Source organism: Methylobacterium sp. 174MFSha1.1, assembly GCF_900116815.1.
Classification (GTDB): domain Bacteria; phylum Pseudomonadota; class Alphaproteobacteria; order Rhizobiales; family Beijerinckiaceae; genus Methylobacterium.
Map to the genome: position 1 here is coordinate 280,746 of NZ_FPCB01000007.1, position 17,534 is coordinate 298,279.

Below are 17,534 nucleotides of genomic sequence, written 5' to 3' on the forward strand. Positions count from 1 at the left end.
CCCGTCAGGCGGTCGGCAGGATCTGCACGCCGCGCGGGGCAGCCTGCGGCTCGCTCTCGACGAGGTCCTTCACTGCAAGATCCTGGACCCGCGCCCCGGGCGGGCCCTGCCGGCAGGCCTCGATCATCGCCGCGACCGCCTCCGCCGGCCCGGCGAGGCGGGCCTCGACGCTGCCGTCGTGCCGGTTGCGCACGGTGCCGGCGAGGCCGCGCGCCTCCGCCACGCCCTTGGTCCAGGCCCGGTAGCCGACGCCCTGGACCCGGCCCCGGACGATGATCTCCACGCTGCGGTGCCCGCTCACGCCCGCCCACTCCCCGCACGATATCGCTGCGGTGGGCTCTAGAGCATTTCCCGGCGCCCGGGGAGAGTGTTCAGGCGCTTGCCGCCACCAGCGGACGGACCGACATCCGCGGCGCCGGCGCCCGCAGGCGGACCAGATCGGCGAGCGGCACGAAGGCGTCCGGCGCGGCCCCCCCGACCCGGGTGCCGAAGCCGAGGGCGAAGGACAGGGTGAGCTTGCGGTCCGGCGCGATGCCGAAGGCGTCGAGGGCGGCGGTGAAGGCCTCGCGGAAGCTGCGCACGCCGCACCAGCTCTTCTCCGAGAGATGCAGCGGCCATTCCCAGTGGCCGTCCGGCCGTTTGGCGCCCATCGCGTCGCGGTCGATGAAGTAGCCGGTGTCCCGGTGCTCCAGGCCGTCCGCGTGGAGGCGCCAGTCCCGGTTCTCGAACAGCGGGGCAGCCTCGGCCGCGTCGTCGTCCAGGCGGGTGGTCTCCATGCGGGTCTCCCAAGGTTCCACTGCGGAGGTTCCGCCGCGACGCCGCGCCGCCTCCCGGACCGACTCGTCGTGTGGAACATTTCCGGAACACTGGGCTGATTTGCACAGGTCGTCAACAGGGATCGACGGACATTTCTCGAAGGCCGGCGCGGTTGCCAAAGCCCGGCCCGGATGCCACCTCACGCCGATGAATACGAGGAGCCAGATGGAGCGCAGCCGCAAGGGGCAAGACCCCGGTATGCGAGAGCCGGGTCCCGACGTCGAGGCCCTGCGCCGCCTCGAGGCGCTGCAGCCGGCCTATGAGCGCCTGCGCGCCGACCGGATCCGGGCCGAGAGCGACGTCGAGCGCCTGACCGCCGAGCTCGCCGCCGCCCGGGCCCAGGCCCGCGAGGAGCTGGGCACCGACGACGAGGCCGAGATCCGCCGGATGATCGAGGAGGCCAGGGCCGAGAATGCCCGCCGGGTCGAGGCCTTCGCGCAATCCCTGCGCGCGGTCCAGGACCGCCTCGACGCCCTCGATCCGGGCCGCTGAGGCGCCCGCGACGTGAGACAACCGTGACTTGAGATACCCGTGACGCCTGCCGACATCCAGGACGCGCTGACCCGCGCCGGCCGCCTGCTCGCCCGCCTGGAGGCGGCCCGCGACGGCGACCGAAAGATCCTCGCCGAGCGCACGCGGCTCGTCGCCGTCGCCAAGGGGCGGCTCGCGCAGCGCGACGCCGTCGACACCTACCTGCGCGAGTTGCAGCAGGACGCCAACCGGCGCAGCGTCGCGACCTTCGAGACCCTGCTCACCGCGCTCGTCCAGGAGGTCTTGCCCGGCGAGAAGCCGGTGCGCCTGGATCTCACCACCGAGCGCGGCCTGCCGGCCCTCGATATCGGGGTCGAGCGCCCGGATGGCGGCCGCGAGGACGTGCTGGAGGACAATGGCGGCGCGATGACCAACGTCGTCGGCATGGCTTTGCGCCTGATCGCGGTGGTCAAGGCCGGCGTCGGCCGCTTCCTCGCCCTCGACGAGGCCGATTGCTGGATCGCGCCCGAGCGGGTCCCGGCCTTCTACCGCGTGCTCGACGACGGCGCCGCCCGCCTCGGGGTGCAGTGCCTGGCGATCTCGCACCACGATGTCGCGGGGTTCGAGGCCGGCCTCACCGTCAGCCGCATCGCCGGGCGGCCCGAGACCGGGGTCGCGATCGAGGGGCCGGCGGCGGCCTGCGCCGCTCAATGGACGCTCGACAGGCCGGGCTTCCGCTTCATCCGCCTGATCGACGTCCAGGGTTTCTGCGATGCGACCCTGCCGCTCTCGCCCGGGGTCAACGCCCTCGTCGGGCCCAACAACCACGGCAAGTCGACGGTGATCCGGGCCCTGCGGGCGGTGTTCTACGGCGAGGTCCGCGACAGCCTGGTGCGGGCCGGCCGCAGCGCGGCGCGGGTCGAGATCGGCGTCGCCCAGGGGCGCGTGCTCCGCTACGTCCGCCAGCCGAAGCGCACCCCGGTCAACCTGTGGTCGCTGCACGAGGCCGACGGCTCGCTGGTGCAGGAGGCCGGCACCACTTTCGAGACCGGCGGGCGCGACGTGCCGGCCTGGGTCGAGCGGCTCTACGGCATCACCCGGGTCGAGGAGCTCGACGTGCACGTCGCGCACCAGAAATTCCCGGTCTTCCTGCTCGGCGAGAAGCCGGCCCGGCGCTCGGCGGTGCTGTCGATCGGCCGCGAGGCCGGGCTGATCCGCGACATGCAGGCGCTCCAGCGCGAGCGCGTCACCGAGGACCAGCGCACGATCCGCGAGGGCGAGCGCGAGATCGCCCGCCTGCACGAGCGCCTCGCGGCCCTCGACGGGCTCGACGCCCTGGTCGAGACGCTGCACGGGCTGCACGGCGAGGCCGGCGCCCTCGCCGAAGCGGCGGCGCGCCTGCGCGACCGCGCGGCCCTGGCCGAGCGCCTCGCCCGCGCCGCGCGCCTGGCGACCGGCGCCGCCGCCCGTGCGCGGGCGCTCGCCGACCTGCCGGGTCCGGAAGTCGGTGCCGAACTGGGCCGGGCGCTGGCCGAGGCGCGCAACCGCGAGGCCCTCGGCCGCCGCGTGCTCGCCGCCGCCGCCGATCTCGCGGGGGCGCAAGGCAGGGTCGCGGCCCTGGCGGACCTGCCGCCGGAGGCGCCGCTGCCGCGCGACACCGCTCAGGCCGCGTCTCACACCGCCCGGCTGCGCCGGCTGTGGGCCGGCCTCGCCGACGCGGATGGACGGGCGCAGGCTCTGCGTGATCTGCCGGCGCCGCCCGTGCCGGTGCTCCGGCCGGACGCGGCGGCGACCGCCCGGCGCCTCGCCGAGATCGGCCGCCGCCTCGCCGAGGCGCAGGGCCGGGAGGCGGCGGCCCGCGACGGGCTCGCGGCGGCGGAGGCCGAGATGGCGGAGGTGCTGGCCTCGACCGGCGGGCGCTGCCCGGCCTGCGGCACGCCGGCCGCGCCCGCGTCTCTCCTCGCCGGCCACCGCCACGCCCCGGCGGGGGAGGCGGCATGATCCTCGGCCGCGAGCGGCTCGACGCCGCGCCGGTCGCGTGCGCCGGCCTCCTCGTCATCGGCGATCCGCATGTCTCGTCGCGCCGGCCCGGCCGGCGCAAGGATCCGGACTGGCCGGCGCCGGTCCTGGCCAAGCTCGAACATTGCTTGGCGCTCGCCAACGACCGCGACCTTGCGCCCGTGCTCCTCGGCGACCTGTTCGAGCGGCCGGTCGAGCCGGACGAGAGCCTGAAGTCGCGCCTGATCCGGATCCTCAAGGGCTTTCGCCACCGCCCGCTCGCCAATGTCGGCAACCACGACATCCGCCACACCCGCCTGTCGGACGGCGACAGCCTGGCGATGCTGGCGGTGAGCGACGTCCTCGACGCGGTGCCGGAATCCGGCCCGGCGGCGCGGTACCGGTTGGGGGACCGCCTGATCGGCCTCGGCGCCACGCCTTTCGGGCAGGCGATCCCCGCGGACGCGCGCGGGCTCTTCCAAGGGGCCGACGCGATCGTCTGGCTCACCCATCACGACCTCGCCTTCGGGGCGGGCTATCCCGGCGCGGTGCCGCCGGAGGCGATCCAGGGCTGCGCGCTGGCGCTCAACGGCCACGTCCACAGGCGCCATGCGCCGGTGCGGATCGGCGACACGCTGTGGGTCAACCCGGGCAACATCACCCGCGGCTCGATCGACCTGATTGCCCACGTGCCGGCCGTCTTCGTGCTCTCGGGCGATCTCTCGCTCGGCGAGGAGCGCCTGCCCTTCGCGGCGGACGTGTTCGACCTCACCGGCCGCCAGGTCGCCGCCGACGCCTCGCCGGAGGCGATCGGCCGGGTCGAGAGCGCCTTCGTCTCCCTTCTGCAGGCCGAGACCACCACGGACCTCGCGCGCAGCGACGACGGCGCCCTGATCCGCGAGGAGATCGAGGCGAAGTTTTCTCGCGATGAGACCCCGGAGCCGGTGCGGGCGGCGATCCGCTCGCTGGTCGAGGCGGCCGTGGCGAAGCGGGGTACTTGAGAGCGTGCGCAGGCCCGGTCGACTTTGACGACCGGGCCTGCCTTCCAGATGACGAACGCAGAGGAAGCGGTTCAGCCCGCCATCGCCTCCGCCGGCAAGGCGAAATCGAGGTTGGTCGGCTCCGGGCGGACGCGGGCGAGCACCGTGGCCTCATCCTCCGGGGAGGCCTCGCGGAGGGCGAAGCCGCCGGCCCAGGCCCGGCCGCTGCCCCGGAGATAGAAGCCGAAATGCAGGGTCTCGGCCTCCTCCGGGACGTCGAGCACGATGCGCCGGGCGGTCCAGCCCCGCGTACCGGTGAGCGGCCCGTCGACCGCCCGCTCCTCCATGTTGTCGAAGGCGACGCTCCGTCCGATCGCGGCGTCGGCCCGCAGCCACAGGGTGGCGGCACCCACGACGTCCCGCACCCGCAGCTCGGCGCTGAGGCAGACCCGGCGCCCGCGGAACGGTGCGGCCGCGACGCTCTGCATCAGCGTGGCGAACCCCTTCTCCATCGCCGCGTAGGCGGGATCGTCCTCGGCATAGCGGCAGCGGATCAGGGCCGCCCGGCCGCCGCCGTGGGACGTGGTGGGATCGACGCCCATCTCGTAGAGATGCGGCTTCGACCCGGAGACGATCCAGCCTGCCGGCGGCACCAGAGCGGCCTCCCGTGCCGGCTCGACCGGCGCCGTCAGGCGGGCGGACAGGATGTTCCAGTTGTCGAAGCCGAACTGCCGGGCGACGATCTCCAGGCACTCGCCGTGGGACAGGGCCGTACCCCGCCGGCTCAGTTCCTCGCGAAGGGTCTTCGCCATCACCTTGGCGTCGCGATAGGTGCGCATGATCCAATCCCTGCTCGCGGGCGAACCAGAGAGATCAGGGCCTGCCTTGCTGACCGGTTCGCCCGACGGACGGGGAAGAACGGGTGCGCCTCGCGAACGATGCATTCACCGAACCCCGGACGGGGCGCAGGCGGCGGGCTGCATCGGCCCGACTGCGATGAAACGGCGAGTCGGGCCGCTGCGTCAAGCCCGGTGCCTCAGAACCCGAACGGATCCGGATAGGGCAGCGACCGCCGCCGCACCGGCGTCTCCGGCAGGATCGGGCGGCTGATATCCACCGCCACCAGTCCCTCGACCGCGAGGGCCAGCACCGCCGCGACGCCGTCCTGGGCGTTGATTGCCATGGCGGCGCATTCGACGAGGCGACCGGTGCCGCACTCGTCGAGGTGGTGCAGGATCCGCACGCGATCACCGGCCGAGACGTAGGCCCGGCGGCAGGCCATGATCAGGCGCACGGTCGAGATCCGCGGCTCGGCCCGCAGGGTCGCGGCGCTCTCGATGACGAAGCGGCGGCCGTCCTCGGCCACCACCGGCTCCCCCGCCACGTAAGCCGTGCGGAAGGGGTGCCGCCCGAGATCGCCCTCCGCCACCACGTCGACGAGGAGCCCCGGCTCATCGGTGCGCACCTGCTCGAAATCGGCGGCGTGCTCGACCACCGTGTCGCCGAGCGTCAGGCGGACCGGATTGGGCGCGGCGCGCAGGCGCTCCACCACCGGATCGAGCGCCGCGATGGCGAGGAAATCCGCGACCAGGGCAGGACGCGGCACCGCCGGGACCAGCGCGGTTCCACGGCGGGGCGCCGTGCCGCGCACGGCGCTGCGGCGCTGGCCCGGGCGTTCGAGCAGGGTCGCGGAATCGAGGAGGGCGGGGGTGCTCATGCGGGGCTCCGGGGGCCGGGACCGGCGCCGATCCGCCGTCCTGCCGAAGTTCTGGGGGCGTGACGCTTCAGGAACATTTAGCGAACATGCCTGCTCGGGGCAACGCCCATGCAATCGTCGCCGTGACAGCGCGGCCGTTCCGGGTGGGGGATCGTCTGCGCCGGGCTGCGCGCTCGCGCGAGGGCGCGACAAAACATCATCCGCCGACGACGTTTATTCTGGCATCGGCATCGCGAAAACGCTCGCGCATCACTACATGCCATGGTAGGGAACAAATGTGGAACCGGCCGATTCCCCCGCCCGTCCGGAGCCGCTGTCAGCAGGTGAGATCGATCGAGATGAGCGCAACCACGGACAAGCAGATCGCGGACATCCTCGCCACCTACGGCGAGCCCCTGGCCGGCAACGTCTGGCGCGTGCAGGGCACGGCCGTGATCTACCACAAGGCCCTGGAGCGGATCGCCGTGCAGGCCCGCATCCGCTTCGACGCCCCGGTGATCGTGCGGGCCGAGCGGGACGAGGCGGTGATCCTGGTGACGGGCCACATGCCGGGCCCGAACGGCGACCGCACCGAGTGGTCGATCGGCGAGGCCTTGATCGGCGTGAACTACCGCGTCTCCGGCAAGCAGGCGGCCTACGTCTTCGCGATGGCGGAGAAGCGGGCCAAGGACCGGGTGATCCTGAAGCTCGCCGGCCTGCACGGCCTGCTCTATTCCGAGGACGAGGCCGACGAGTTCAAGGCGAGCCGGCCCGATCTGGTGGCGGCGAACCAGTCGCGCCGGCCCGAGCCGGTGCGCGAGCCGCAGGAGACGGAGGAAAGCGACCGGGAGAGCGGGGCCGCGAACGATGCGGACCTCCGTTCCGGCGAGGAGACGGGCCGGACCGAGGCCGGTTCGTCGGAGGCGGACCTGACCGCCCGCATCGACCAGGCCCAGTCGATCAACGCGGTGACCGACCTGATGCTCGCGCCCGAGACGCAAGCGGCGCTGTCCGCGATGCCGCCGGGCGTGCGCGACGAGGTGCGCGAGCACGCCAAGGCCCGCCTCGTCGCCCTCGGCTGGCCGGCCCGCAGCAACGCCAAGTCCCGCAAGGCCGCGGTGGCGTGATCGCCGGACCGGTGTTGATTCGACAGGGGCCGTCCGCTCACGCGGGCGGCCCTTATCTTTAGCCCCTCGCCCTCCTGACCGGATCGTGACCGTGGACGACCTGCCTTCGCGCTTGCCCTCGCGGTCCCCGCACGCAAGATCGCGCGCCGGCGCGAACGGGCGCCACTGAACGGGAGGATACCGGATGGCGATGAGCGACGACGCGCGGACGAACGACCTCGAGCAGCTCGACGGTCTGGTGATCCCGCCCTTCTCCCGGCGCGGCTTCGTGATGACGAGCCTGATGACCGGGCTGACGCTCGCCACCACCCGGGTCGAGGCGCAGGCCATCCACACCGACGAGGCCGGTATCGTCGCCGGTGAGGTGCGGATCCCGGTCGGCGACGGACCGATGCCGGCCTACCGGGCGATGCCGCAGGGTCCCGGCCCGTTCCCGATCGTGCTCGTGGTCGAGGAGATTTTCGGGGTCCACGACTACATCAAGGACATCTGCCGGCGGCTCGCCAAGGCCGGCTACACCGCCGTGGCGCCGGAGCTCTTCGCCCGCCAGGGCGACGTCTCGAAGATGACCGATGTGCAGGAGATCGTCCGCGAGGTGGTCTCGAAGACCCCGGACGCGCAGGTGATGGGCGATCTCGACGCCACCGCCGCCTGGGCCGCCGCCGAGGCCAAGGGCGATCCGGCCAAGCTCGGCATCACCGGCTGGTGCCGCGGCGGGCGCACGGTGTGGCTCTACGCCGCCCACAGCGCCAGCCTGAAGGCCGGCGTCGCCTGGTACGGCAATTTCGGCGGCAACCGCACCGGCATCCAGCCCAAAACCGCCGCCGACGTGATCCCGGACATCCGCGCGCCGATCCTCGGCCTCTACGGTGCCGCCGACACCGGCATCCCGGTCGCCGACGTCGAGAAGGCTAAGGCCGCCGCGAAGGCTGCGGGCAAGACCGTCGACATCGTGATCTTCCCGGACGCGCCGCACGGCTTCCACGCCGATTACCGCCCGAGCTACCGCAAGGGGCCGGCGGAGGAGGGCTGGGGACGGATGCTGGCGTGGTTCCGCGACCACGGCGTCGCCTGATTCGCGGCCCGGCGCCGGGCCCAGTCTTGCATTGCTGCAACACCTCGGGAAGGATGCACGCAGGGTCCCGGGAGCTATGCAACCAGTGGGCCGCAAGCTCGTTCCCTGCACATGACCGAGTCCAGCGCCGCCGCGAAGACCCAGCCCGTGATCCTGGTCGTCGAGGACGAACCGGAGGAGCGTTTCCTCGCGGCCACGCTGCTGGAGGAAACGGGTTTCCGCGTCATCGAAGCCGAGACCGCCGAGAAGGCGCTCGCGATCCTGCGCGAGCGCGGCGACGAGGTGAACGTCGTCTTCTCGGATGTGCGGACCCCGGGCCAGATCGGCGGCTTCGAACTGGCACGGATCATCGGCGTCACCTGGCCGCGGGTCCACGTGCTGCTCACCTCCGGCGATGCCGGCGACCAGCCGAGCGACCTGCGGATGTCGGCGACCTTCATCCCCAAGCCGTGGCGCGCCCTCGACATCCTGACCCTGGTCGAGCAGGCCGCCGGCTACCACACCGGCGGCGACGCGCACTGAGCGTCACCTGACCTCGAAGATCCCGTCGACCTCGACGCTGGCATTGGCCGGAAGGCTGGCGACGCCGATCGCCGTGCGGGCGTGGCGCCCGGCCTCGCCGAACAGCTCCGCCATGAGGTCCGAGGCGCCGTTGACCGCCTTCGGCACGTCGGGCCAGCCCTGCTTCACCTGCACGAAGCCGCCGAGGCGGTGGCAGCGCACCACCCGGTCGAGGTCGCCGTCGAGAGCGAGGCTCAGCGAGGCGAGCAGGTTCAGCGCGCAGATCCGTGCCGCCTCCTGACCCGTCGCGATGTCGGTCACCGGGCCGGTGAAGCGCACCTCCCCCTCCCACTCGCAGATCTGGCCGGCGAGCCACAGCGTCGTGCCGATGCGCGAGAACGGCAGGAAAGCGCCGCGGGGCGCGGGCACACGCGGCAGCGCGAGGCCGAGGGCGGCAAGGCGGCGGGCGGGCTCGCCGCGCAGGGTGGGGGCTTGGGTCATCGACAGGTCTCGGGGTTCTATCGCGAATCAGTAGTTGCGCGCGCCGGGGATCGGCGGCGGTACGACGAAGACGCCACTGGGGGCGGCTGGCGGTGCGATACCCGGCCCGTAGGGTGGGGGGCCGTAGCGATCATAGCGGTCGTAACGGTCCGCCCGGGAGCGGTCGTCCCAACGGCTTTCCGCATCGCGGCGGCCGCGGTCGTCCCAGTCGCGGCGGCGGCCGACATCGCGATCCCGGTCGCGGCGCCGGGGCATGATCTCGTCCGGATCGCGGCTGCCGAACTCCCGCCGGTCGCGGTCGCGCGGGCCGTCATCGTCGTCGGCGCTGAAGCGCGGGCTATCCGCGTCGCGCGGGCCGTAGCCGCCGTCCCGTTGCGCCGCGGCGGGAGAGGCGAGGAAGCCGGCGAGCAGGGTCGCGGCGAGCACGAATCTCATCGGGAAGGAGCCGTCCTTAGGAAGAGGTGAATCAGGCGACGGGCTGGTCGTCGCCCGCCGTATATTCACGCCACAGCAGCACCAGGGCCGCCATCACCGCCGGCCCCAGAAACAGGCCGAGCAGCCCGAAGCTCTCGACGCCGCCGAGGATGCCGAGCAGCACCCACAGGAAGGGCAGGCGGGTGGCCCCGCCGATCAGGACCGGGCGCACGAAGTGGTCGGCCACGAAGGTGACGACGAGGCCGGCGACCGCCACGACGATCGCCGCCGTCACGCCCCCTTGCGCGGCGGCGAGGAGCGCGGCGAGGCCGAAGGCCACGGGCGCCCCGAACGGGATCATCGCGGCGAGCGCCGTGAAGGCGCCGAGCAGCACCGGATGCGGCACGCCGGCGAAGAAGTAGACCACGCCGAGGAGAAAGCCCTCGCCCAAGCCGACCAGCACCAGCCCGTCGACGGTGCCGTGGACTGACGCCGCCATCTGGCGCGCCACCCGCTCGCCCCGCGGGCCGAACAGGCGGCGGGCGGCCGAGAGCCCCTGCGCGGCGAGCCCCGGGCCGTCGCGGAAGAGGAAGAACAGGGTCAGCAGGGTGAAGCCGAACAGCATCGCCCGGTGGACGATCTGGCTGCCGAAGGTGCGCCCGAAGCCGACGAGCGAGGAGTGGTTGATCGACTGGTCGACGCGCTTCAGCACCTCCGACGAGCCCTGCGGATGGCTCAGGTTCTCCTGCCACCAGGCCGACACCTGCGCGGCGCCGAAGGGCAGGCGGACGACGAAGTCCGGCACCGGCCAGCCCTGCTCCTCGATCTGACGCCAGAACGCCACCGCATCGTGCGCCTCCCGCGCCGCCTGGATGGCGACGACGATCAGCGGCACCAGGATCACGAGGGCGACCGCGAGGGTGAGGAGGGCCGGCCACAGGATGTTGTGCTTGCCCGGCCTCTTGATCCGCACCAGCCGCTCGCGCAGCGGCCACAGGGCGATCGCCAGGATCACCGCCCAGACCAAAGCCGGCAGGAACGGATGCAGCACCCAGATCCCGAGGGCGCCGAGCGCGATGACCAGGGCCGCGCGCGCGACGGCGGAGGTGCCGGTCGCGGGATGCGGCGAGGGCGGCGGCGTGGGTCCGGGCCTCGGGCCGGTCGGGGGCTTCACGTGTTCCATGCCGGATTAATCCTCGCCGCGCTGCGGACGCGTCATCCGACCTGACCTAGGGCAGGGCGCGCCTTGGTGCAGGGCATGCCTGGGAAACGGCGCGCGGTTGCCGGCCCGGCCCCCCTCGTGTATGCGGGCCCCTCGGCCGGGTACGACCCGGCGGACTCTTTTCTTGGGTCGGTGGTTTCGTGGCCGGGGCGCGGGCGGTGCCCGAAGGTCGCGCCGTTCGAGCCAGACCTCAGCAGGAAGACGGCTGCACGTCCATGTCCGACACTTTCGACCGCGTCGCCACCATCATCGCCGACGTCGCCGACATCCCGCGCGAGAAGATCACGCCGGAGAGCCACGCCATCGACGATCTCGGCATCGACAGCCTGGCCTTCCTCGACATCGCGTTCGAGATCGACAAGACCTTCGGCATCAAGCTGCCGCTCGAGCAGTGGACCCAGGAGGTCAACGAGGGCAAGGTGCCGGCCGAGCAGTACTTCGTGCTGAAGAACCTCTGCGAGCGCATCGACGGTTTGGTGGCCGAGAAGGCCGCCAAGGTCTGATCCGGCTGTAGGCGGTCGCGGGGATGCGCCTCGAATACTTCGACATGATCGACCGGGTCGTGAGCTTCGACCGCGAGGGCGGACGCCTCGCGGCGCTCGCCACCGTGCCGATGGAGAGCCCGGTCTTCGAGGGACACTTCCCCGGCTACCCCCTGGTGCCGGGCGTGCTCCTCACCGAGACGATGGCGCAGGCCTCCGGCTACCTGCTGCTCGCCCGGGCCTCGTTCAGCCACATGCCGTTCCTGATGGGCGTCGACAAGGCGCGCTTCCGCTCCTTCGTCGGCCCCGGGGCCGTGCTGGAGGTCGAGGCGAGCCTGGAGCATGACGGCTCGGGCTACGCCGTGACCAAGGCGGCGATCCGGGCCGAGGGCAAGCCGCTCTGCAGCGCCGATCTGCGGTTCAAGACCATGCCGTTCCCGGACGGGCTCGACGCGCCGATGCGCGAGCGCGCCGCCCGCATTGGCCTCCTCGACGGAGTGTGAGTCGTGACACGACCAGTCGTCGTCACGGGCCTGGGGCTCGTGTCCTGCGCCGGCGAGGGCGTCGAGGCGCATCTCGCGGCCTATCGCTCCGGGAGCGCCCCCCGCACCGACGCCGAGACCTTCGCGCCCTACCCGGTGCACCCGGTCGCTCCCCTGACCCTCGACGGGCAAATTCCCAAGAAATCCGACCAGCGGCAGATGGAGCCGTGGCAGCGCCTCGGCGTCTACGCCGCTGGCCTCGCCCTCGACTCCGCCGGCGCCAAGGCGGATGCGGCGCTGAAGAGCGCCATGCATCTCGTCGTGGCGGCGGGCGGCGGCGAACGCGACTACGCGGTCGACGGCCAGATCCTCACCGGCCTGCGCAACGCGGCCGATCCCGGCCCCTACCTCAACGAGCGCCTGCAGAACGACCTGCGGCCGACGCTGTTCCTCGCCCAGCTCTCGAACCTGCTCGCCGGCAACATCGCCATCGTGCACGGGGTCACGGGCGCCTCGCGCACCTTCATGGGCGAGGAATCGAGCGGCGTGGATGCCCTGCGCATCGCGCAGAGCCGCATCGCGGCGGGCCAGCTCGACATCGTGCTGGTCGGTGGCTCGTACAATGCCGAGCGCGCCGACGTGCTGCTGATCCACGAGATGGGCGGCTTTCTCCGTAAGCCCGATTACCGCCCGGTCTTCGCGCGCGGCGGCGCGCCCGGCTTCATCCTCGGCTCCGGCGCCGCCTTCCTGGTGCTGGAGGCCGAGGAGCACGCCGAGAGGCGCAGCGCCCGGGCGCTCGCCCGGCTCGACGCGGTGGCGAGCGACCGCACGAAGCGCCGCGACGGCAGCATCAGTGAGAGCCTGGCGAATCTCTGGGGCCAGGCCGGTCTGTCCGCGCCGGACGCCGTGATCTCGGCCGCCACCGGCTGCGCCGGCATCACGGACGAGGAGCAGGCCGCACTGAGGGATCTCGCGCCGGGGGCGCCGGTCCGGGCGCTCGGCGACCTCACCGGTCACACGCTGGAGGCCGCCGCGCCCTTCGGCGCCGCTCTCGCCGCCGCCCTGGTGGCCGGGGCGGAGGCGCGCGAGGTCGCCGTCACGGCGGTCGGCCATCGCCGGGGCGAGGGCGTGCTGCGCCTCACCCGCATAGGGGAGACCGCAAGGGACACCGTAAGGGGCACAGAATGAGCCGCGACCGCGACGCGATGGGCCGCCCGTTGGTGGCGGTCACCGGCATCGGCGTGGTGACCTCGCTCGGCCAGGGCACCGCCGACAACTGGGCCGCCCTGACCGCGGGGCGCTCGGGCATCCACACCATCACCCGCTTCCCCACGGAGGGCCTGCGCACCCGCATCGCCGGCACGGTCGATTTCATCGCCGCCGACCCGATGGTGGCGCCGATGCTCTCCCAACGGTTCGCCGAGGCCGCCGCCGACGAGGCGGTGGCCCAGGCGGGGCTCTCGGGCGACTTCCCGGGGGCGCTGTTCATGGCGGTGCCGCCGGTCGAGATCGAATGGCCGCAGCGCCAGGCGCTGGCCGAGGCCGCGGGCACGGCGGGCGACGTCACCTATGCCGACCTGCTGCGAGCCGCAGGGACCCGGCGTTTCGACGAGTGGCACGACCTGTTCATCTTCGGCACCGTGGCCGACCGCATCGCCGACCGCTTCGGCACAAGGGGCTCGCCGATCTCGCTCTCGACCGCCTGCTCGTCGGGCGCGACCGCGATCCAGCTCGGCGTCGAGGCGATCCGGCGCGGCGAGGTCGAGGCGGCGCTCTGCATCGGCACCGACGGCTCGGTGAATCCGGAATCGCTGATCCGGTTCTCGCTGCTCTCCGCCCTCTCGACCCAGAACGACCCGCCGGAAGCCGCCTCGAAGCCCTTCGCCAAGAACCGCGACGGCTTCGTGATGGGCGAGGGCGCCGCCGCCCTGGTGCTGGAGGACGCCGCCCGGGCACGCGCCCGCGGTGCCCGCATCCTCGGCTACGTGCTCGGCTGCGGCGAGAAGGGCGACGGCTTCCACCGCACCCGCTCGAGCCCCGACGGCGCGCCGATCATCGCGGCGATCCGGGCGGCCCTCGACGATGCCGGCCTGCATCCCGACCGGATCGACACGGTCAACGCCCACGGCACCGGCACGCCGGAGAACGACAAGATGGAGGCGATGGGCTGCCTCGCGGTGTTCGGCGAGCGCATGCGCTCGGTGCCGATCTCCTCCAACAAGTCGATGATCGGCCATACCCTCACCGCCGCCGGCGCGGTCGAGGCGGCGTTCTCGCTCCTCACCATCGCCCACGGCCGGGTACCCCCGACCCTGAACTACGCCGTGCCCGATCCGGCGATCCCCCTCGACGTCGTCACGACCGCCCGGGACGTGCCGGTGACGACGGTGCTGTCGAACTCCTTCGGCTTCGGCGGGCAGAATACCTGCCTGGTGTTCGGGGCAGAGCCAGTATGAGCACCCCGATCCACAACAGGCGCGTCCTCGTCACCGGCGGCGGGCGGGGCCTCGGCGCCGAGATCGTGCGGGCGCTGGCGGTCTCCGGCCACGACGTCGACTTCACCTATCGCGGCTCGAAGGACTCGGCCGAGGCGCTGGCGCTGGAACTCACCGCGCTTCACCCCGCACAGCGGATGCGGCCCCACCCGCTCGACCTGTCGGACAAGGCGGCCCTCGAGGATTTCTGCGGCGTGATGGAGGGCGAGGCGATCTTCGGCCTCGTCCACAATGCCGGCCAGCCCTGCGACAGCCTCGCGGCGGTCCTCGACCAGGACCGCGCGGAAGGCGCGATGCAGGTCAATTTCTGGTCGCTCACCCGCCTCGCCAAGGCGCTGGTGCGGCCGATGACCCGGGCGAAGGCCGGGCGCATCGTCGCCATCGGCTCCGTGGCGGCGCTCCGGGCCAATCCGGGCAACGCGGCTTACGCGGCGAGCAAGGGCGCGCTGATCGCCTATTGCCGGACGCTCGCGATCGAGTCGGCCCGCCGCGGCGTCACCGTCAACGTGGTGGCGCCGGGCTTCATCGACACCGACATGATGGCGCCCTATGCCGCGCATCGCGCCGGGATGGAGAAACAGATTCCGGCCGGGCGCTTCGCCGCACCGGCGGAGGTGGCCGATCTCGTCGCATTCCTGCTGAGCCCCGGGGCGGGCTACATCACCGGTGCGGTGCTGCCGGTGGATGGCGGGCTCACCGCGATGATGGGCATCCACCGCAGCTGACGAAACGGACCATGCGGCTCCCCCACTTGCCCGCACGCTTGCGCGCCGCCGCCGTGGCGGCCTTCCTCCTCGGTCCGGCCTGCGCGCAGGCGCAGGATTTCGGACGGCTGGACTTCTTTCGGGTCGAGGGGCTGCCGCCCGGCGACACGCTGAGCATCCGCGAGGCCCCGGACGCCGATTCGCCGGCCATCGGCCAGGCCCCGCCCCGGGGCCGCCTGCGCGGCTTCGGCTGCACCAACGACACCCCGAGCGGCCTGACCTGGTGCCGGGTGAAGCTCGGACCGATCGTCGGGTGGGCGCGGCGGCGGTATCTGACGCCGGAGTGAGGCGCGTTCGAGACACGATAGGACCCTGATGAAAGCCCTCCAGCTCTTCGGCGACCGCGACCTGCGCCTGACCGAGGTCCCCGACCCGGACGCCCCCGGCCCCGGCGAGGTGCAGATCCGGGTCCGCGCCGTCGGCCTCAACTTCATCGACGTGTGGGGCTTTCGCGGCATGGCCTTCGCCAAGCGCAAGCTGCCGCTCACCGTCGGCGCCGAGGCCGCCGGCGAGGTCGCCGCGCTCGGCGAGGGCGTCGAGGGGCTCGAGGTCGGCGACAAGGTCGCGCCCTACGGTGCGCTCACCTGCGGCCAATGCCGCGCCTGCCGCGAGGGCCGCGACAACCTCTGCGAGGATGTCGGCGGCGTGCTCGGCTTCCACGTCGACGGCTTCGCCCGCGAACTCGTCAACCTGCCGGCGCGCCTCGTCGTGCGGGTGCCGGACAGCGTGAGCTTCACCGACGCCGCCTGCGCGCCGATCGCCTTCGGCACGGTGCAGCACATGCTGTTCGACAACGCCAAACTCGAACCCGGCGAGACGATCCTGGTCCATGCCGGCGGATCGGGCATCGGCACGACCGCGATCAAGATGGCGAAGGCGATCGGCTGCACGGTGTTCACCACCGTCGGCGACGACGCCAAGGGCGAGAAGGCGAAGGCCCTGGGCGCCGACCACGTCATCAACTACCGCACCGAGCGCTTCGAGGGCGAGGTCCGCAAGGCCACCAAGCGCAAGGGCGTCGACGTGGTGTTCGAGCATGTCGGGCCGGAGACCTGGAACGGCTCGCTGCTCTGCCTGAAGCGCGGCGGGCGCCTCGTCACCTGCGGGTCGACGTCGGGCGTCTCCACCACCATGAACCTGATGCAGCTGTTCCAGCAGCAATACCGCATCACCGGTTCGTTCGGCTGCCGCATCGCCAACATCCGCGACGCGCTCGCCAAGATGGCGGACGGGATGAATCCGGTGATCGACACCGTGCTGCCGCTGGCCGATTTCGCGCAGGGGCTGGAGCGGCTCGAGTCGCGCAAGGTGTTCGGCAAGATCCTCGTCACGCTTTGAAGGCCACGGTCGCGCAAGAAGTGTGCGGGGACCACCCGTACACCCTTGCGCAATCCGGTCGGGCGGGAGAAGAGGCGACGTGCAGGGCGTGATGATCCTGCGCGATCCCGCCCCTTTGCCCGTTCTCCTGACCGGATTGCTTCGTGAGATCATCGTGCTGCGCCTGAAGCTGAGGCTCTACCGCGCCCTGTCCCGCCTCGCCGGCCTGCCGATGGTCTTCGTGATCCGCGCCCTCTTCGCGCTCGCCCGCGGGCTCGGCCCCGCCCGCGCCGCCGCCGCCGGGGCGGCGATCGCCCGGGCGGTCGGGCCGCGTCTGCCCTCGCACCGCACCGCCCTCAAGAACCTGCGCCAGTCCTTTCCCGAGAAGAGCGAGGCCGAGATCGCCGCGATCGCGCTCGGCTCCTGGGACAATCTCGGCCGGACCGGGGCCGAGTACGCCCATCTCGCCGAGATCTTCGACTACGACCCGGACGCCGCAGAGCCGGGGCGGATCGAGGTCGAGGGCATCGAGCAGTTCTTCGCACTCCGCGACGACGGCAAGCCGGGGCTGATCTTCTCGGCCCATCTCGGCAACTGGGAGCTGCCGGCGATCTGCGCCGCCCGCTTCGGCCTGGAGGCGAGCGCGGTGTTTCGCCCGCCGAACAGCCCGGCGGCGGCACAGCTGGTGCAGGAGGTGCGCCGCGCCACGATGGGCGGCCTGACGGCGGCCGGGCCCGGCGCCGCCTTCAGGATGCAAGGCGTGATCGAGCGCGGCGGCCATCTCGGCATGCTGGTCGACCAGCATTTCACCCGCGGCGTGGTGGTGGAATTCCTCGGGCAGCCGGCCCTGGTGAACCCGCTCCTGGCCAAGCTCGCCCGGCACTACGATTGCCCGGTCCACGGCGTGCGGGTGATCCGGCTGCCCGGCGACCGGTTCCGCCTGGAACTGACCCCGGCGCTGACCCTGCCGCGGGACGCGAGCGGCGCGGTCGACGTGCAGGGCGCCATGCAGGCGATGACCGACGTGATCGCGGGATGGGTGCGCGAGCACCCCGAGCAATGGCTGTGGATGCACCGGCGCTGGCGCCCGGCGATGCTGCCCCGGGCGAGCGCTCCGGCGCCGGCCCCTCCCGCCCCCCAGTCCCAGGCCCATCACTCTCAAGCCCCGCACTCTCAAGCCTCAAGCTAACGTG

21 protein-coding genes are annotated in these 17,534 nt (G+C 72.6%); 14 read left to right on the forward strand and 7 right to left on the reverse strand.

Going from position 1 to position 17,534, the window contains the following annotated elements:
• Positions 1–4: 4 nt before the first annotated feature.
• The gene (locus tag BM430_RS06300) at positions 5–301 is read right to left on the reverse strand and encodes an acylphosphatase (protein ID WP_093566383.1); all 297 of its coding nucleotides are present in this window, start codon (positions 299–301) and stop codon (positions 5–7) included.
• A 70-nt stretch (positions 302–371) separates the two neighbouring features.
• Positions 372–776, reverse strand: coding sequence for a hypothetical protein (locus BM430_RS06305; protein ID WP_093566384.1), 405 nt, complete (start codon positions 774–776; stop codon positions 372–374).
• Positions 777–1,014: 238 nt separating this feature from the next.
• Between BM430_RS06305 and BM430_RS06310 the strand changes: the two genes are divergently transcribed.
• The 3 genes from BM430_RS06310 to BM430_RS06320 are packed head-to-tail and all read left to right on the forward strand — an operon-like array spanning position 1,015 to position 4,286.
• Entirely contained in the window at positions 1,015–1,308 is a 294-nt protein-coding gene (locus tag BM430_RS06310) for a hypothetical protein (RefSeq protein ID WP_093566434.1), read from the forward strand.
• 39 nt (positions 1,309–1,347) lie between these two features.
• Positions 1,348–3,288 carry an ATP-binding protein gene (locus BM430_RS06315; RefSeq protein ID WP_093566385.1) on the forward strand — a complete coding sequence of 647 codons (1,941 nt, stop codon included), beginning with the start codon at positions 1,348–1,350 and terminating at the stop codon, positions 3,286–3,288.
• Positions 3,285–4,286, forward strand: a complete 1,002-nt coding sequence (locus BM430_RS06320) for a hypothetical protein (RefSeq protein ID WP_093566386.1) — start codon at positions 3,285–3,287, stop codon at positions 4,284–4,286. The genes BM430_RS06315 and BM430_RS06320 overlap by 4 nt, the downstream gene beginning before the upstream one ends.
• Before the next feature lie 71 nt (positions 4,287–4,357).
• On the opposite strand, the gene BM430_RS35675 is transcribed toward BM430_RS06320, so the two are convergent.
• Both BM430_RS35675 and BM430_RS06330 read right to left on the reverse strand, forming a co-directional pair.
• The gene (locus BM430_RS35675; RefSeq protein WP_093566387.1) at positions 4,358–5,104 is read right to left on the reverse strand and encodes a glyoxalase superfamily protein; all 747 of its coding nucleotides are present in this window, start codon (positions 5,102–5,104) and stop codon (positions 4,358–4,360) included.
• Between the two features lie 197 nt (positions 5,105–5,301).
• A complete protein-coding gene (locus tag BM430_RS06330) occupies positions 5,302–5,982 on the reverse strand; it encodes a hypothetical protein (RefSeq protein ID WP_093566388.1) in 681 nt (226 codons plus the stop codon).
• Positions 5,983–6,320: 338 nt separating this feature from the next.
• Between BM430_RS06330 and BM430_RS06335 the strand changes: the two genes are divergently transcribed.
• From BM430_RS06335 to BM430_RS06345, 3 genes are all read left to right on the forward strand, one after another.
• The gene (locus BM430_RS06335) at positions 6,321–7,088 is read left to right on the forward strand and encodes a trna delta -isopentenylpyrophosphate transferase (protein ID WP_093566389.1); all 768 of its coding nucleotides are present in this window, start codon (positions 6,321–6,323) and stop codon (positions 7,086–7,088) included.
• A 184-nt stretch (positions 7,089–7,272) separates the two neighbouring features.
• A complete protein-coding gene (locus tag BM430_RS06340; protein WP_093566390.1) occupies positions 7,273–8,163 on the forward strand; it encodes a dienelactone hydrolase family protein in 891 nt (296 codons plus the stop codon).
• Between the two features lie 111 nt (positions 8,164–8,274).
• The gene (locus tag BM430_RS06345) at positions 8,275–8,685 is read left to right on the forward strand and encodes a response regulator (protein ID WP_093566391.1); all 411 of its coding nucleotides are present in this window, start codon (positions 8,275–8,277) and stop codon (positions 8,683–8,685) included.
• A gap of 3 nt (positions 8,686–8,688) precedes the next feature.
• Here the strand turns inward: BM430_RS06345 and BM430_RS06350 are convergent, their stop codons facing one another.
• From BM430_RS06350 to BM430_RS06360, 3 genes are read right to left on the reverse strand one after another with little or no spacing between them, the layout of a single operon-like run.
• Positions 8,689–9,165: a RidA family protein gene (locus tag BM430_RS06350; RefSeq protein WP_093566392.1), complete on the reverse strand. Its 477-nt coding sequence runs from the start codon at positions 9,163–9,165 to the stop codon at positions 8,689–8,691.
• Between the two features lie 27 nt (positions 9,166–9,192).
• Positions 9,193–9,600 (reverse strand): hypothetical protein, encoded by a 408-nt coding sequence (locus tag BM430_RS06355; protein WP_093566393.1) that lies wholly within the window; start codon positions 9,598–9,600, stop codon positions 9,193–9,195.
• A gap of 31 nt (positions 9,601–9,631) precedes the next feature.
• Complete coding sequence (locus BM430_RS06360; RefSeq protein WP_093566394.1) at positions 9,632–10,762, reverse strand: AI-2E family transporter; 1,131 nt, start codon at positions 10,760–10,762, stop codon at positions 9,632–9,634.
• Positions 10,763–11,016: 254 nt separating this feature from the next.
• On the opposite strand from BM430_RS06360, the gene BM430_RS06365 reads away from it, so the two are divergent.
• The 8 genes from BM430_RS06365 (at position 11,017) to BM430_RS06400 (ending at position 17,530) form a co-directional block, all read left to right on the forward strand.
• A complete protein-coding gene (locus BM430_RS06365; RefSeq protein WP_048443797.1) occupies positions 11,017–11,304 on the forward strand; it encodes an acyl carrier protein in 288 nt (95 codons plus the stop codon).
• A 23-nt stretch (positions 11,305–11,327) separates the two neighbouring features.
• Entirely contained in the window at positions 11,328–11,786 is a 459-nt protein-coding gene (locus BM430_RS06370) for a 3-hydroxyacyl-ACP dehydratase FabZ family protein (protein ID WP_093566395.1), read from the forward strand.
• A 3-nt stretch (positions 11,787–11,789) separates the two neighbouring features.
• Positions 11,790–12,953, forward strand: coding sequence for a beta-ketoacyl-ACP synthase (locus BM430_RS06375; RefSeq protein ID WP_093566396.1), 1,164 nt, complete (start codon positions 11,790–11,792; stop codon positions 12,951–12,953).
• Positions 12,950–14,221: a beta-ketoacyl-ACP synthase gene (locus BM430_RS06380; RefSeq protein WP_093566397.1), complete on the forward strand. Its 1,272-nt coding sequence runs from the start codon at positions 12,950–12,952 to the stop codon at positions 14,219–14,221. Before BM430_RS06375 ends, BM430_RS06380 begins: the two co-directional genes overlap by 4 nt.
• A complete protein-coding gene (locus tag BM430_RS06385; protein ID WP_093566398.1) occupies positions 14,218–14,985 on the forward strand; it encodes an SDR family NAD(P)-dependent oxidoreductase in 768 nt (255 codons plus the stop codon). Before BM430_RS06380 ends, BM430_RS06385 begins: the two co-directional genes overlap by 4 nt.
• Before the next feature lie 11 nt (positions 14,986–14,996).
• Complete coding sequence (locus BM430_RS06390; RefSeq protein WP_093566399.1) at positions 14,997–15,311, forward strand: SH3 domain-containing protein; 315 nt, start codon at positions 14,997–14,999, stop codon at positions 15,309–15,311.
• A gap of 28 nt (positions 15,312–15,339) precedes the next feature.
• A complete protein-coding gene (locus tag BM430_RS06395) occupies positions 15,340–16,362 on the forward strand; it encodes a zinc-binding dehydrogenase (protein WP_093566400.1) in 1,023 nt (340 codons plus the stop codon).
• A gap of 154 nt (positions 16,363–16,516) precedes the next feature.
• The gene (locus BM430_RS06400) at positions 16,517–17,530 is read left to right on the forward strand and encodes a lipid A biosynthesis lauroyl acyltransferase (RefSeq protein ID WP_093566435.1); all 1,014 of its coding nucleotides are present in this window, start codon (positions 16,517–16,519) and stop codon (positions 17,528–17,530) included.
• The last annotated feature ends 4 nt before the right edge of the window (positions 17,531–17,534 follow it).